Raw genomic sequence first — 14,113 nt, 5'->3', positions numbered from 1 at the left:
ACAAGGAGAAGGCGATGGACAACCCGATACTCGAACCTGCCGGCGAGGCGCTGCGGGTCGACGTGATTTCCGACGTCGTCTGCCCGTGGTGCTACGTGGGCAAGCGCCAGCTCGAGGCGGCGCTCGCGCGCTGGCGCGAGGCGCACCCGGGCGCGCCCGAGCCGCTGGTGCGCTGGCACCCGTTCCAGCTGAATCCCGACCTCCCCGAGGAGGGGGTCGCGCGCGCCGACTACCTGCGGATGAAGTTCGGCACGCCGGATCCGTCGTCGATCTACCAGCGGGTCGGCGCGGCGGCCCGGGCGGTCGGGCTCGCGCCCGAATTCGAGAAGATCGCGCGGCAGCCGAACACGCTGCGCGCGCACGCGCTGGTCGGTGCGGCGCATGGCGAGGCGCAGCAGGCGGTCGTGGAGCGGCTGTTCCGCGCCTACTTCATGGAGGGCGCCGACCTGACCGCGCGCGACACGCTCGAGGCTCTCGCGCGCGAGGCCGGATTGTCGGACGAGGCCATCCGTGAGGCGCTCGACGGTGAAGGGGCGCAGCAAGCGGCACTCGGCGACACCGAGGCGCGCCGGCTGGGCGTGAGCGGCGTGCCCTTCTTCGTCATCGACGGCAAGCTCGGGGTGAGCGGCGCGCAGGGCGCGGACGCGCTCGTTTCCGCGTTCGAGCAGGCGCGAGGCGGCTGAACGCGGTGGACGCCGGCCAGCCCCGCGTGGCGCGGCGAGGTTCCAGGCGCCGTTCCGTTCGTCAGCCCTTGGGCAGGAACTCCGAACCAGGCTGGCGCGGCGGCGCCTGGTCGGCCACTGCCGGGTCGTCCGACGGCCGCTCGGGCGGCGGCGGCGGCGTCGGGAAGTCTGCCACCGGGCCCAGGCGCAGCGCGTCGCGCCGGAACAGGGGCTCGCTGGTCACGTAGGCGTAGAGCAGGTCGGCCAGCGCCATCAGCGAGTCGACGTGCGTGCGCTCGTAGCCGTGCGAGGCGTCGAGCGCGAAGCAGACCAGCGCGGTGCGGATGTCGTTGCCGGCCTCGACCGCGGCCGCCGCGTCGCTGCGGTAGTAGCGGAACACGTCGCGGCTGTGCTCGATCCGGTTCTCGCGGGCCAGCCCCAGCAGGTGGCGCGTCAGGTGCCAGTCGAAGGGGCCGGACGAGTCCTGCATCGAGATCGTGACGCCGTATTCGCAGGTGTTCTGGCCCGGGGCGATCGTGCCGTTGTCGATCGACACCAGCTCGGCAACGTCGCCGTGCAGGATGTGCGAGGCGCCCACCCCGGTCTCTTCAGAGATCGTGAACAGCAGGTGGCAATCGACCGGCAGCCGCGCCTCGTTGTCGCGGCAGGCCTTGGCGACCGCCAGCAGCGCGGCCACGCCGGCCTTGTCGTCGATGTGGCGCGAGTTGATGAAGCCGTTGTCGCAGAACTCGGGTTGCGCGTCGATCGAGATCGTGTCGCCGATGTTCACGCCGAGATTCACGAGGTCGTCGATGCAGTGGCTGCGCTCGTCGAGCCGCAGTTCCACGTGCTCCCAGCCGACCGGCTGCGTGTCGATCCCCTCGTTGTAGGTGTGGCCCGAGGCCTTCAGCGGCAGGATCGTTCCGCGGAAATGGCGGCCTTCGTCGCCGTAGACGGTCACGCGCGCGCCCTCGGCGAAGCGCGCCGACCAGTGGCCGATCGGCACGATCTCGAGCCGGCCGTTCGGCTTGAGCTGCTTGACCATCGCGCCCAGCGTGTCGAGGTGCGCGACGATCGCCCGGTCCGGGCTGTGCCGCGCGCCCTCCAGGTCGGCGCGGATCGCGCCGCGCCGGGTCAGGCTGTACGGGATGCCGAGCTTCTCCAGTTCCTGGCAGGCGGTGAGCACGATCTGGTCGGTCATGCCCGAGGGGCTCGGCGTGGCGAGCAACCTGCCCAGGATGTCCAGCATGTAGGCCCGGTCGATCGCCGAGCGGGTCTCGGGGGGATTCTTCGTCATTGTTCGGTCCTGGTCTGGGGAAACAGCAGGTCGACGAAGCGCTCGGCGGTGGGCTGCGGCTCGTGATTGGCCAGGCCCGGCCGCTCGTTCGCCTCGATGATCGCGTACTCGTCGCCCGCCACGTCGGGCACCATGAAGTCGAAGCCGACGACCGGGATGTCCAGCGCGCGCGCCGCCCGCACCGCGACGTCGGCGAGCCTGGGGTTCAGCTCGCCGGTCACGTCGTGGATCGTGCCGCCGGTGTGCAGGTTGGCGGTCTTGCGGACGACGAGGGCCTCGCCCGGCGCCAGCACCGAGGCCATGGTCCTGCCGCCGGCCACCACGCAGCGCTCGGTCTCGGCGTCGAGCGGGATCGAGCTTTCGCCGCCGGTGGCCGCCTGGCGGCGGCGGCTCTGCTTCTCGATCAGCGTGCGCACGGTGTTCTCGCCGTCGCCGACTACCTGCGCCGGCTTGCGGGTGGCCGCCGCGACGACGCGGTAGTCGATGACCACGATCCGCAGGTCGTCGCCCGGCACGAGCTCCTCGACGATGACCTCCTCGCAGTACTGGCGCGCCTCGTCGACCGCGGCCTTCACCTCGTCGAGACTGCGCAGGTCGACCTTCACGCCGTGGCCCTGCTCGCCCCGCGCCGGCTTGACCACGACCCGGCCGTGGCGCGCCAGGAAGGCGCGCAGCGACTCGTCGTCGCCGGCGATGATCTGGTCGGGCATCCGCAGGCCTGCGCCGGTCAGAACGTTGCGGGTGACGCGCTTGTCGTCGCAGCGACTCATCGCGATCGCGGTGGTCAGCTCGGACAGGGATTCCCGGCAGGTGACGGTGCGGCCGCCGTGCGAGAGCCGGAAATAGCCGTGCTCGGCGTCGAGCACCTCGACGCCGATGCCCCGGCGGCGGGCCTCGTCGACCAGGATTCGCGCGTACACGTTGAGTCCGGCGAAACTGTCCGGCCCGACGAACAGCTTCTCGTTGATCGGGTTCTTGTTCTTCACGCAGTAGACCGGCACCCGCTCGAAGCCGATCTTCTCGTAGAGCGCGATCGCCTCGGCGTTGTCGTGCATCACCGACAGGTCCATGCAGGTGCGGCCGCGCTCGCGAAAGCGCGCCGCGAGCGCGCGCACCAGCGCCTCGCCGACGCCGGGCCGCGTGCCCTGGGAGTCGACCGCCAGCGACCACAGGCTGGAGCCGCCGTCAGGGTCGTTGCAGGCGGCGACGTGGTCCACGCCGGTTACGGCGCCGAGGATCGCGCCGCTGTCGGTGTCCTCGGCCACCAGCAGCAGCACCGCGGGATCGTCCTTCGCGCGGGCCAGGAAGCCCTCGCGAACCGGCACCATCGAGCGCGACAGGTAGATCCTGTTGACCTGCGCTTCGTCGTCGGGCCGGGCCTCGCGGATCGCGACGCCCGGCACGGGGCTGGCGTCGATCTCCGCCCCGCGCAGCGCAAGCCTGAAGGTGTGCGAGGGGTCCAGGAAGAGCTGCTGCGGGGCCAGCGCGATCACGACGTGCGGGTCGCGGATGTACAGCGCGACGTCGCGCCGGCCGGGCTCCTCGCGGCGGATCTCGTCGGCCAGCCGCTCGGGCGATGCGAAGGTCTGGCCGAAGATCAGCCGGCCCCAGCCGCAGTCGACCGTGGCTTCGTCGGTCATCCGCTCGCCGGTGCCCGCGGGCAACTCGCCCCAGTGCTTCAGCGAGGCCATCCGGACCGGGTCCATCGGGTCGCGATCGTCGACGCTGGCAGTGCGTGTCATCGGTCTCTCCTTGCCGCGTGGGCCGCGGCCGTTCGGGCTCACAGGCCGCGGGCCTGCAGCCAGAGTTCGAGCAGCGCGACCTGCCAGAGCTTGGAGCCGCGCAGCGGGGTGATGTGGTCCGACGGCGCGGCCAGCAGCTTCGCGACCGCGTCGGGCCGGAACAGGCCGCGCTCGCGGGCGGCGCGGCTGCCGAGCGCGTCGCGCACCATTTCGAGCACCGGCCCGTCGATGTACTTGAGGATGGGCACCGGGAAATAGCCCTTCGGCCGGTCGACGACCTCGCGCGGCACCAGCCGGCGCGCGATCGATTTCAGCACGCCCTTGCCGCCGTCGCCGAGCTTGTCCGCCGCAGGCAGCCGGCCGGCCAGCTCGACCAGTTCGTGGTCCAGGAAGGGCACCCGGGCCTCGAGGCCCCAGGCCATCGTCATGTTGTCGACGCGCTTGACCGGGTCGTCGGCCAGCATCACGGTGGTGTCCAGGTGCAGCGCCTTCTCGACCGCGCTGCCGCCGTGGCCGGCGGCGAACTCGCGTTCGAGGAAGGCCCGGCTGTGGTCGTCGGTGGCGAAGGCCTCGCCCACGGTGGCCAGGTACTCGGCGTGGTCGCGGTCGAAGAAGGCGCGCGCGTAGTCGGCGGTCGGCTCGGTGCTGGCCGCCAGCTTCGGGTACCAGTGGTACCCGGCGAAGACCTCGTCCGCGCCCTGGCCGCTCTGCACCACCTTCAGGTGCTTCGAGACCTCGCGCGACAGCAGGTAGAACGCGACGTTGTCGTAGCTGACCATCGGCTCGCTCATCGCGGCGATGGTTCCCGGCAGTGCGCCCATCAGCTCGGAGGTCGGGATCCGGATCTGCGTGTGCTTCGTGGCGAAGCGCTTCGCGACCATGTCGGAGTAGACGAACTCGTCGCCCGATTCGCCGCCGGCGGCCTCGAAGCCGATCGAGAAGGTGCGCAGGTCGTGCTGGCCGGCCTCGGCCAGCAGCGCGACGATCAGGCTGGAGTCGACGCCGCCCGACAGCAGCACGCCGACCGGGACGTCGGCCACCATGCGGCGGCGCACCGCGGTGCGCAGCGCGTCTTCGGTGAGCCGCTCGCGCTCTTCGGCGGGCAGCGCGGCCAGCGCCGGGTCGGCCTGCACCTTCAGCCCCCAGAAGCGGTTCGTCTCGCACCGGCCCTCGGCGTCCCAGGTGGCCACGGTGGCGGGCGGCAGCTTGCGAATGCCGGCCAGGATGGTCATCGGCGGCGGCACGACCGCGTGCCAGCTCATGTAGTGGTGCAGCGCGGCCGGGTCGATCGCGGTGTCGACCTCGCCCCCCGCCAGCAGCGCCGGCAGCGACGAAGCGAAGCGCAGCCGCCCCGCGCGTTCGGCCAGGTAGAGCGGCTTGATGCCGAAGCGGTCGCGTGCCAGCGTGAGCCGGCCGCTGTCGCGCTCGAACATCGCGAACGCGAACATGCCGTGGAACCGGCTGACGCAGTCGCGCCCCCAGGCGTGAAAGCTCTTGAGCACCACTTCCGTGTCGCCATCGGAGAAGAAGCGGTAGTCGAGGGCCTCCAGCTCGCGTCTCAGTTCCCGGTAGTTGTAGATGCAGCCGTTGAAGGCGACCGTGAGCCCGAGCGAGGGGTCGGTCATCGGCTGCTGCGCGTTCTCGGACAGGTCGATGATCCGCAGCCGGCGGTGGGCGAGCGCGATGCCGCCCTGCTGGAAGGCGCCGGAGGCGTCGGGACCGCGGGGTTGCAGGACCTCGCCCATCCGGGCGACGGTGCCGATATCGGCAGCAGAAGAGTCGAAGCGGGCTTCACCCGCAAATCCGCACATGAGTGGATTGCCTCGCTGTGTCTGGTGGGTGGAGCCTGAGGATTATCGCAGGTATGTTGTATTTATGCAAATGTAGTCGTCTGCAATCTGTCTTTATCCTCTTCAAAAATGGCGTGATCTTTCGTTATTTTTTGGCAGGGAGAGGGGGTGGAAGGGGATGGGCGGCAAAAAGGAAGGGCCGGCTCCAGGCCGGCCCCTCGCCACGGCGGCGACGCTTGCGCCGCCGCGCTCACCTCACTTCTCGGCGAACGACTTCTCGATCACGTAGTCGCCGGCGTGGCCGGTCTGTGGCGAGAGCCGGAAGCCCCTGGCGTCGAGCAGCGCGCGCAGGTCGGCGAGCATCGCCACGCTGCCGCACAGCATGAAGCGATCCTCGGCCGGCGCGATCGGCGGCAGGCCGAGGTCGGCCTCGAGCTTGCCCGACTCCAGCAGAGCGGTGATCCGCCCCTGGTTGCGGAAGGGCTCGCGGGTGACCGTGGGGTAGTACAGCAGCTTCTCGCGGATCATCTCGCCGAGGAATTCGTCCTGCGGCAGTTCCTTCTCGATGTAGTCGGCGTAGGCGAGTTCGCTGACGCGTCGCACGCCGTGCACCAGGATCACCTTCTCGAAGCGCTCGTAGACCTCGGGGTCCTTGACGATGCTCATGAAGGGCGCGAGCCCGGTGCCGGTGGCGAGCAGCCAGAGCCGCTTGCCGGACAGCAGGTCGGACGCGACCAGCGTGCCGGTCGGCTTGCGGCTGACCAGTACCTTGTCGCCGACCTGCAGGTGCTGCAGGCGCGAGGTCAGCGGCCCGTTGGGCACCTCGATGCTGAGGAACTCGAGGAAGTCCTCGTGGTTCGCGCTGGCGATGCTGTAGGCCCGCATCAGCGGCCGGCCGTCGACCTCCAGGCCGAGCATCACGAAATGCCCGTTGTGGAAGCGCAGGCTGCGGTCGCGGGTGGTGCGGAAGCTGAAGAGGCGGTCGTCCCAGTGACGGACCTGGGTCACGGTTTCGGTGTTGAAGGCGGACACGAGGATCTGCTTGCGGTGCGGGAAAGTCGCGATTCTCGCGCCTTTCGGGCCCCGGATCCGCGACGCGGGTCGACCGCCGCCGCTCGGCGCGCGGGGCCGCGGTCCCGCTTCCAGCGTGGCCGTGCGGCGCTCAGGGTCGCCGACCGGCGCTCAGGGTCGCCGACCGGTGCTCAGGGGCGCCGTCCGGTGCTCAGGAACACGATCGCGCCGATCACGATCGCGCCGCCGAGCAACTGGACCGGCGACACGGTCTGTCCGAGAAGCAGCCAGGCGAGCACCAGCGCCGCGACCGGCTCGATGTTCATGATCGCCGCGTTGTTGACCGCGCCCAGCCTCGGCAGCACGACGAACAGCGCGGTGATCGCAGAGCCGTAGAGCACGGTCAGCAGCGCCAGCCCGACCCAGCCTGGAGCGTCCTGCGGCCAGCCGAAGCCGGTGCCCGCGGCACCCGCCGCAATCGACACGATTCCCACCGTGGTCATGAACATCAGCGTGCGCAGCCGGCCGTCGATCGCCGGCAGCCAGCGGCCGGTCAGGTACAGCGCGACCCCGAACGCGACCGATGCGCCGAGCGCGAAGCCCACGCCTGGCAGCATGGTTGCGAAGGCCGATCGCCCGCCTTCCGCCGTGGCCGCGTCCGCGACGCCGGCCACGTCGAGCGCGATCGCCAGCCCGAGCAGGGCGACCGGCATCGCGACCAGCGTGCGAGGCGCCGGGCGCTCGCCGCCGGCGACCCAGGAAACCAGCCCCAGCATGATCGGGAAGGTATTGAAGACCAGCAGCGCCAGCGCAACTGGAATGCGCGCCACCGCCGAGTAGATGCACCAGCTTTGCACCGCCACCAGCAAGCCGATCGCCAGCCCGCGGCGAAGCGTGGGTGCCGGAACCCGCAGCGGCACCCGGGACAGCCGCAGCAGGGCCAGCACGAACAGCACGGTGCCCACCGAGCGCACCGATACCGCGGTGGTCACGCTGACGCCGTGATCGAACGCCAGCCGCGCCGCAACGTGGTTGGCGCCGAAGGTGCTTGCGATCGCGAGCAGGGCGACGACGCCCAGCCAGCGGGGAAGCGTCCCGCCGGCGCTGGAAGGAGAGCCTGGCATGCGCCGGACTTTACACCTTGCCTAGGCGCCCTCGCAGGTCGAAGAGCGGCGCCGCCTGCAGCAACAGCGCCAGGCCTGCCGCCTCGGCCGCAGGGCGAGCCGCCGTCAGCCGCCGCTGAGCGCCAGGATCCGCCCCTTCCTGTCGAACGGGATCATCGACCCGATCGCGCCGCCCTTGATCGATTCGATCATGCGCTCGAGCGCCTTCTCGACTTCGGTCTCGGCCGGCGCGCGGCCGTCGCGGCCCGACAGCGCGCCCGCGAAGACGACCGCCCACGGCTGCCCGAACTGCTCCGACTCGCCGACCAGCGCGGCGAAGTCCGGCAGCTCGTCGGCCGCCTTGTCCACGCACATGACCGGCGCCAGCGTTCCGCCGCGGCCCGCGTCGAACTCGGCGCGCTGCTCGCGAGTGGGCTTGTCGGGCAGCTCGACGTTGGCGAACACGAAGAGCAGGCGCTGGGGCTCGGGCTGCTGGCGTGCCGCCTGCAGCAGGTCGTCGAAGCTGGAGATCGGATTCACGTGGGTTCCCTCGCAATCAGGCGCGCTGCAGAAGCGACAGCACGATCATCGTGACGAATGCCGAGCCGACGCCGAGGAAAAGGTTGCGCCGGCTCAGTACGAAGTAGAGCAGCATCGCGACCGCGCTGCCGATCGCGCGATCGAGCAGCGAGGTTTCGGCCAGCACGCCCGCGGGCATCAGAAGGATGCGCATCGTGAGCCCGGCAATCATCGCCCAGGCCACGCAGCCGACCCAGGTGAAGACCGGGCTCTCGGTGCGCACGCGCCCGGACAGCACGACACCCAGCCCGCGCCACAGGTAGGTGGCAGCCCCGCAGATCGCGACAAGCAGCGACTCAGTCATGGCGGCTCGCGTACCGGTGAATCGCGAACGCTGCGGTGCCGCCGATCAGCCCGCCGCCCAGCACGCTCCACTGCGGCGCGAGCAGGTAGATCAGCGGGCCGCAGACGGCGCCGCCGGCCAGCGACAACGCCATCACGCGGGTGCGCGCGTCGGACAGCATCAGCAGCAGGAAGTAGACCGGGTTCATGAACACGAAGGCGCTCTTGGTGACCGGCGGCAGGCTGCCGGCGATCAGGAAGCCGGCGCCGGTGGCCGCGATCGACACGAGCCAGAGCGCCAGCGCGAAGCCGATGAAGTAGGGCAGGCGGTCGGCGACCGGGAGCTCGGGCGTGCGGCGCATCGCCATGATCCAGCCGGTCATCGCGATCAGGTGGGCTGCCAGGAACTCCTTGGCGCGGCCGTGCGCCGGCGCGCGAAGCGCGGGCAGCAGCGAGACCGTCATCGGCAGGAAGCGGACCGCGGAGAAGGCGACCGCCAGCAGGATCGCGAACAGCGGCGCGCCCGACGACGACATCTCGACCAGGATCAGCTGTCCGGGCAGCGCCCAGATCGCGGCGGTCGAAAGCAGCGTCGCCCAGAGGGAGAAACCGACGTCGGACGACAGCGCGCCGTAGCCGACGTAGCCGGCCGCGAGCACCGCGGCGGGGGTGCCGAGCGCCTCGCGGGCGCCGAGGCGGTAACCGGGATTCATGCGGGCAGGGGCAGGAGGAGCGAGGCGAAGGCACTGGGCGCGGCCAGTGTCCGGGTTGCCGGATGATGCCATGCGGCCGGGGCGGGACCCGCCTGCGCGGCCTGGAAACGGCACGTCCTGCGGACAGCCAGCCGGCGCCTCACCCCCGCTCGACCAGCGCGTCGACGATCACCGCGCCCTCGCCGGCCGCACCGACGATCACCGGGTTCAGGTCGATCGACGCGATGCTGCCCTGCGCATCGCGCAGCAGGCGGCCGACGCCGACCGCGATTGCCGCGAGCGCCTCGAGGTCCATCGGCGGCTCGCCGCGCAGGCCGCCGAAAAGCGGGGCGATCCGCAGGCCGTGCAGGGCCTGCAGCACTTCGCCGGCATCGAAGGGCGGAAGCAGGATCGCGAAATCCTTCAGCGCTTCGACGTAGCGGCCGCCGTCGCCCACCAGCACGACGGGCCCGAACACCGGGTCGATTCGCGCGCCGACCATGAACTCGTGCCGGCCGCGGCGCATCTCGGCCACGATGACTCCCTGACGGCTGGCGCGCATCGCGTCGAGCTTCGCGGACTGCGCCTCGAAAGCGGCGATCGCCGCGGCTTCGTCGGCCACGCCCAGCGCAACCAGCCCGTGCTCGGACTTGTGCGGCACGTCGGCCGAGCAGGCCTTCACCGCCACCGGCCCGCCGATCGCCGCGAAGGCCGCGCGCGCCTCGTCGGCGCTGCGGCACAGGCGGTGGGCGACCACCGGAAGGCCGCGCGCTTCGAGGACGGCGAGGCTCGCGGCTTCGTCCAGGAAGCCGCCCGCGCCCTCGGGCAGCGACACCCGCTCGGGGCCCGGCCAGGCCGCAGCCGGAGCGCGCATCAACTCGGTGTGCGAGGCCAGCTGGGCCAGCGCATTCAGCGCGTCGGTGCCGTCCGCGTAGGCGACGACGCCGGCCGCGCGGAACACGTCGCGGATCGATTCCTGCGCGACGGCGACCACGACCGGCTTGCCGGTGGCCTGCGCGAAGCCCGCGGTGTCGCGCGCGAAGGCGTCGACGTCGTAGCCTGCGCCCGCCACCGGGATGTCGATGAAGAAGAGGTCGGCGGCCGGGTCGCCGGCCAGCACCGGCAGCACGTCGCCGAACAGGCGGCTGTTCTGCAGCAGCGCGGCGGTGATGTCGATCGGGTTGGCGGCGCTGGCGAAGCCGGGCAGCTTCGCCGCGACGGCCGCGCGCGTTTCCGGCGCGAGCTCGGCGAGCGGCAGCGACAGGGCCTCGGCTTCGTCGGCGGCCAGAACGCAGCTGGCGCCGGAGTTGCTGATGACCACGAGCCGCCTGCCCTCGGGGCGCCAGCCCTTCAGGTAGGCCTCGGCGGCGAGCGCCAGCGCATGCGGGTCGCGCGCTCGCCAGATGCCATGGCGCCTCAGGAATGCGTCGACCACGCGGTCCTCGTTGGCCAGCGCGCCGGTGTGCGAGCTGGCGGCGCGCTGGCCGCTCGCCGAGCGGCCCGCCTTGATCGCCACGATCGGCACGTCGCGCTCGCGGGCGATCGCTGCCGCGCGGGCGAGTCGCTCCGGCTCGGCGATCGACTCCAGGTACAGGAGGATCAGCCGGACGTCCGGATCGAGGGCGCAGGCCACCGCGAAGTCCGCGACCGTCAGGTCGGCCTCGTTGCCGGTCGCGTGCACGTGCCGCACGCCGATGCCGCGGTTGCGGACCAGGCCGTAGACCACCTGGCTCATGCCGCCGCTCTGGCTGCAGATCGCGACCGGTCCGTCGAGGGGCGGCAGCTCGCCGAACATGGTCGAGAAGTTGGCGATCGCGCCGTTGCCGAAATTGGCGATCCCCTGGGTGTTCGGGCCGACCAGCCGCATGCCGTGGGCACGCGCGCTGGTCACCATCGCCTGCTGGATAGCGCGCCCCGCCGCGCCGGTCTCGCCGAAGCCCGACGCGATGATCACCGCGACCCTCACGCCGCGCTTCGCGCAGGCTTCCACCGCCTCGACCGCGGCCTCTCCGGCCACGGCGATCACCGCCAGCTCGGGCGTCTCGGGCAGGGCCGCCAGCGACGCGAAGGCCGCTATCCCCTGGATCTTCGCCCGGCTGGGGTTGACCGGCAGGATCCGGCCGGCGAAGCCGTGGCGCAGCATGTAGTGGATCGGGCGTCCACCGATCTTGTTCGGGTCGTCCGAGGCGCCGATGACGGCGACCGACCGGGGGGCAAGAGCGAACTGCAGCGTGTCGTCCATGGTCGTCGCCTCGGCGTCGATGCGTGTGTGGGAGTCAGCGGTCGGCGCTCACGCGCTGTCCGCGCGGTGCCTGGTCGCGCCGGTGGAGCGGGCCGCCGCGCCGAGGGCCCCGATCGCCTCGCAAGCCGCGACTTCGCGCCTCAGCGCCTCGGCGAGCGCTGCCTCGCGCGACACGATCCGCTCGGTCAGGGCCGCGATGCTGATCGCCGCGACCGGCCGCCCGTCGCCGCCGAGGATCGGCATCGCGATCCCGCCCATCTTGTCGACGACCAGATCGAGCATGACCGCGTAGCCGCGCTTGCGCGACTGCGCGACGTGGCGCTCGAGCGCCTTTTGCGTGATTCGCGGATAGCGGCCCAGGCCCGCGAGGATCGACGGCATCAGCGCCTCGATCTCCGGGTCCGGCATCCATGCGAGCAGCGCCAGGCTGCCCGCGCCGGCGCCGAGCGGCCTGCGGCTGCCGACCTCGAGGTAGGTGGCTCGGATCGGGAAGCTGCCGAGCTCCACGTCGACGCAGACCGACTCCGCGCCCCGCGCGATCGACAGGATGGTGCTGTCCTGGAACGCGTTCGCCAGCCGGATCAGGGACGGGCGGGCGATCGGCCGCGGATCGAAGCGGGCGGCGGCGGCGGCGCCCAGCACGAACACCTCGGCGCCCAGCGAGTAACGCTTGCTGGCCGGGTCGCGCACGACGAAGCCCTCGCCGGCCAGCACGTCGAGCAGCCGCAGCACGGTTGCCTTGTCCTGCCCGGCGGCGGCGGCGATGTCGGTGAGCCTCCCGTTGCGCGTGTCGGAAAGCACCTGGAGGATCCGGCAAGCGCGCTGCACCGAGGAGGTCGGGGCGGGCCTGGCGCTGCCGCGGGGCGATCTGCTCATCACGATGCCTCGAATGAAATTTCATTCAATGAACCCATGCGCGGATTCATGCTAGGGGCCGCGTCGAGTCGCGTCAATCGAGTTCCTCGAAGGTTTCGAAGAGCGAAATGACGTTCAGTCGCCGCCCGCGGGGGCGTCCAGCCGCTCCATCGCCATTTCGCGGAGCCGCGCGCGCTGCACCTTGGTGCCGTTCGCGCTCGCGGTGACCGGCAGCGCGTCGACGAACCAGACCCTGGCCGGGACCTTGAAGCCGGCCATCCGGTTCCTGGCTGCCTCGATCAGGGCCGCTTCCTCGATGGCCGCGCCGGCCTCGCGCACGACGAAGGCCACGCAGCGCGCCCGGCCGTCGATCTCGACCGCGATCACGGCCGCGCCGGCGACGCCGGCGAGCGCGCCGAGCTCGTCCTCGATCTCGCCCGGGTTCACCAGGAAGCCTCCCAGCCGGATCGCGTCGCCGCGCCGCGTCAGGTACACGAAGCTGCCGTCGGATCGCAGGTGGCCGATGTCGCCTGTCCGGAAGAAGCCCTCGGGGTCGATCGCCGACGCGGTGGCCTGCGCGTCGTTCAGGTAGCCGACGAAGTTGCCCGGCGCGCGGATCTCGATCTCGCCGTCGATCCCGGGGCCGACGAGCTCGCCGGTCTCCATGTCGCGTATCCGGACCGATGCGTCCGGGGCGGCCGGCACGCCGCCGCCTTCGACCCGGGCGTCGACGCCCTCGGCGGGATCCTGTATCGCGAACAGCGCCTGCACCTCGCTCGAACCGTAGAGTCCGAGCATCGGCACGTCGCGGGCCACGGCGGCCTTCGCGAACTCCGCGGCCCCGGGCTGGAAGGCCGCGAACCCGAACACCCGCGCCGAAGGGAAGGGGCGGGGGCCGGGCGCGGCGTCGAGCATCCTGCGGAACATCTCGTCGCTTCCGTACGCGTGCGTGACGGCGCGCTCGCGCACGAGCCGCGCGGCGTTCGCGCCGTCGAAGGACTCGACCAGCACGACCGGCGCGCCCGCTGACAGCGCGGCGAGCACGCCGGTGAGCCCGAAGGTGCCGCACAGCGGCAGCGCGCCGAGCAGGCAGGCGCCGGGCGCGTCCAGGCGGTTGGCGCGCGCGACGTGCGCCGCGTGGCAGGCCAGCGTGTGCTGCGTGTGCATCACCAGCTTGGGCCTGCGGGTGGTACCCGACGTGGTGAACAGGATCGCGATCGACTCGGGATCGCCGCAGTGCGCGGCGGCCGGGTCGTCGGGCCCCGGGTCCGGCGGCAGGTCGGCAAGGTGGAACCCCAGGGTCGGCCTGCCGAGCAAGTGCGCGGGCCGGGCGGCCGGGTCGGCGAGCACCGCGATCCGCTCGAGCGCCGGCACCGTGCCCGGTTCGATGCCCGCCAGCACGGCCGGGAAGTCGACGCCGCGCAGGGCGCCCTGCAGCACGAGCAGCCGCGCGCCCGAGCGCTCGAGCAGGTATGCGACCTCCGCGGCCCGATAACGGGTATTGATCGACACGAGCGTCGCGCCAAGGCGCGCGAGCGCGAACAGCAGGACGAGCCACTCGACCCGGTTCGGCAGCCAGACGCCCACGCGGTCGCCGCGGCCGATTCCCTGCCCGTGGAGCCAGGCCACGGCGCGCCGGACCAGCGCCTCGAAGGCCGCAAGGTCCAGCGACCGGCGATCGTCGGTCAGGACCGGTGCGCCGGGCTCGCGAGGCCGGTGATGCGCGAGCATGGCGGACAAGGTGATTCGGTCCATCCTGGTCTCCATCCGTCTTGAGCGGCCGGCAGCGCCGCGGGGCGCCGGCGGCGGCCGGCGCGCCCGCACTCCGGATCGCCAATCCGGGGCGGTTTCATCGATT

General features: G+C 71.8%; 12 protein-coding genes. 1 reads left to right on the top strand and 11 read right to left on the bottom strand.

Translation table 11 applies throughout. The features are described 5' to 3' along the window. Positions 1 to 14: 14 nt before the first annotated feature. Complete coding sequence (locus M6I34_RS07480) at positions 15 to 683, top strand: DsbA family oxidoreductase (RefSeq protein ID WP_272485065.1); 669 nt, start codon at positions 15 to 17, stop codon at positions 681 to 683. Between the two features lie 61 nt (positions 684 to 744). Here the strand turns inward: M6I34_RS07480 and M6I34_RS07475 are convergent, their stop codons facing one another. The 11 genes from M6I34_RS07475 to M6I34_RS07425 all read right to left on the bottom strand — a co-directional run bounded on the left by M6I34_RS07475 (position 745) and on the right by M6I34_RS07425 (position 14,010). Beyond that, a complete protein-coding gene (locus M6I34_RS07475; RefSeq protein ID WP_272485064.1) occupies positions 745 to 1,959 on the bottom strand; it encodes an osmoprotectant NAGGN system M42 family peptidase in 1,215 nt (404 codons plus the stop codon). Next, a complete protein-coding gene (gene ngg, locus M6I34_RS07470; RefSeq protein WP_272485063.1) occupies positions 1,956 to 3,701 on the bottom strand; it encodes an N-acetylglutaminylglutamine synthetase in 1,746 nt (581 codons plus the stop codon). The genes M6I34_RS07475 and ngg overlap by 4 nt, the downstream gene beginning before the upstream one ends. A 38-nt stretch (positions 3,702 to 3,739) precedes the next feature. Then, positions 3,740 to 5,512: an N-acetylglutaminylglutamine amidotransferase gene (locus M6I34_RS07465; protein WP_272485062.1), complete on the bottom strand. Its 1,773-nt coding sequence runs from the start codon at positions 5,510 to 5,512 to the stop codon at positions 3,740 to 3,742. A gap of 234 nt (positions 5,513 to 5,746) precedes the next feature. Further along, on the bottom strand, positions 5,747 to 6,523 hold the full coding sequence (locus tag M6I34_RS07460; RefSeq protein WP_272485061.1) for a ferredoxin--NADP reductase: 777 nt from the start codon (positions 6,521 to 6,523) through the stop codon (positions 5,747 to 5,749). Between the two features lie 170 nt (positions 6,524 to 6,693). Next, a complete protein-coding gene (locus M6I34_RS07455; RefSeq protein ID WP_272485060.1) occupies positions 6,694 to 7,626 on the bottom strand; it encodes a DMT family transporter in 933 nt (310 codons plus the stop codon). 105 nt (positions 7,627 to 7,731) lie between these two features. Continuing rightward, the gene (locus M6I34_RS07450) at positions 7,732 to 8,145 is read right to left on the bottom strand and encodes a ribonucleotide reductase subunit alpha (RefSeq protein ID WP_272485059.1); all 414 of its coding nucleotides are present in this window, start codon (positions 8,143 to 8,145) and stop codon (positions 7,732 to 7,734) included. 16 nt (positions 8,146 to 8,161) lie between these two features. Continuing rightward, a complete protein-coding gene (locus tag M6I34_RS07445) occupies positions 8,162 to 8,488 on the bottom strand; it encodes an AzlD domain-containing protein (protein WP_272485058.1) in 327 nt (108 codons plus the stop codon). After that, on the bottom strand, positions 8,481 to 9,179 hold the full coding sequence (locus M6I34_RS07440; protein WP_272485057.1) for an AzlC family ABC transporter permease: 699 nt from the start codon (positions 9,177 to 9,179) through the stop codon (positions 8,481 to 8,483). Before M6I34_RS07440 ends, M6I34_RS07445 begins: the two co-directional genes overlap by 8 nt. A gap of 139 nt (positions 9,180 to 9,318) precedes the next feature. Continuing rightward, positions 9,319 to 11,400: an acetate--CoA ligase family protein gene (locus tag M6I34_RS07435; RefSeq protein ID WP_272485056.1), complete on the bottom strand. Its 2,082-nt coding sequence runs from the start codon at positions 11,398 to 11,400 to the stop codon at positions 9,319 to 9,321. Positions 11,401 to 11,448: 48 nt separating this feature from the next. Beyond that, the gene (locus M6I34_RS07430; protein WP_272485055.1) at positions 11,449 to 12,276 is read right to left on the bottom strand and encodes an IclR family transcriptional regulator; all 828 of its coding nucleotides are present in this window, start codon (positions 12,274 to 12,276) and stop codon (positions 11,449 to 11,451) included. Between the two features lie 114 nt (positions 12,277 to 12,390). Continuing rightward, the gene (locus M6I34_RS07425; protein WP_272485054.1) at positions 12,391 to 14,010 is read right to left on the bottom strand and encodes an AMP-binding protein; all 1,620 of its coding nucleotides are present in this window, start codon (positions 14,008 to 14,010) and stop codon (positions 12,391 to 12,393) included. Positions 14,011 to 14,113: the final 103 nt, after the last annotated feature.

The sequence above is a fragment of the Zeimonas sediminis genome (assembly GCF_023721795.1).
In the GTDB taxonomy this organism is placed as follows: Bacteria; Pseudomonadota; Gammaproteobacteria; order Burkholderiales; family Burkholderiaceae_E; genus Zeimonas; species Zeimonas sediminis.
This window is presented reverse-complemented; position numbering and strand designations above follow the sequence as displayed.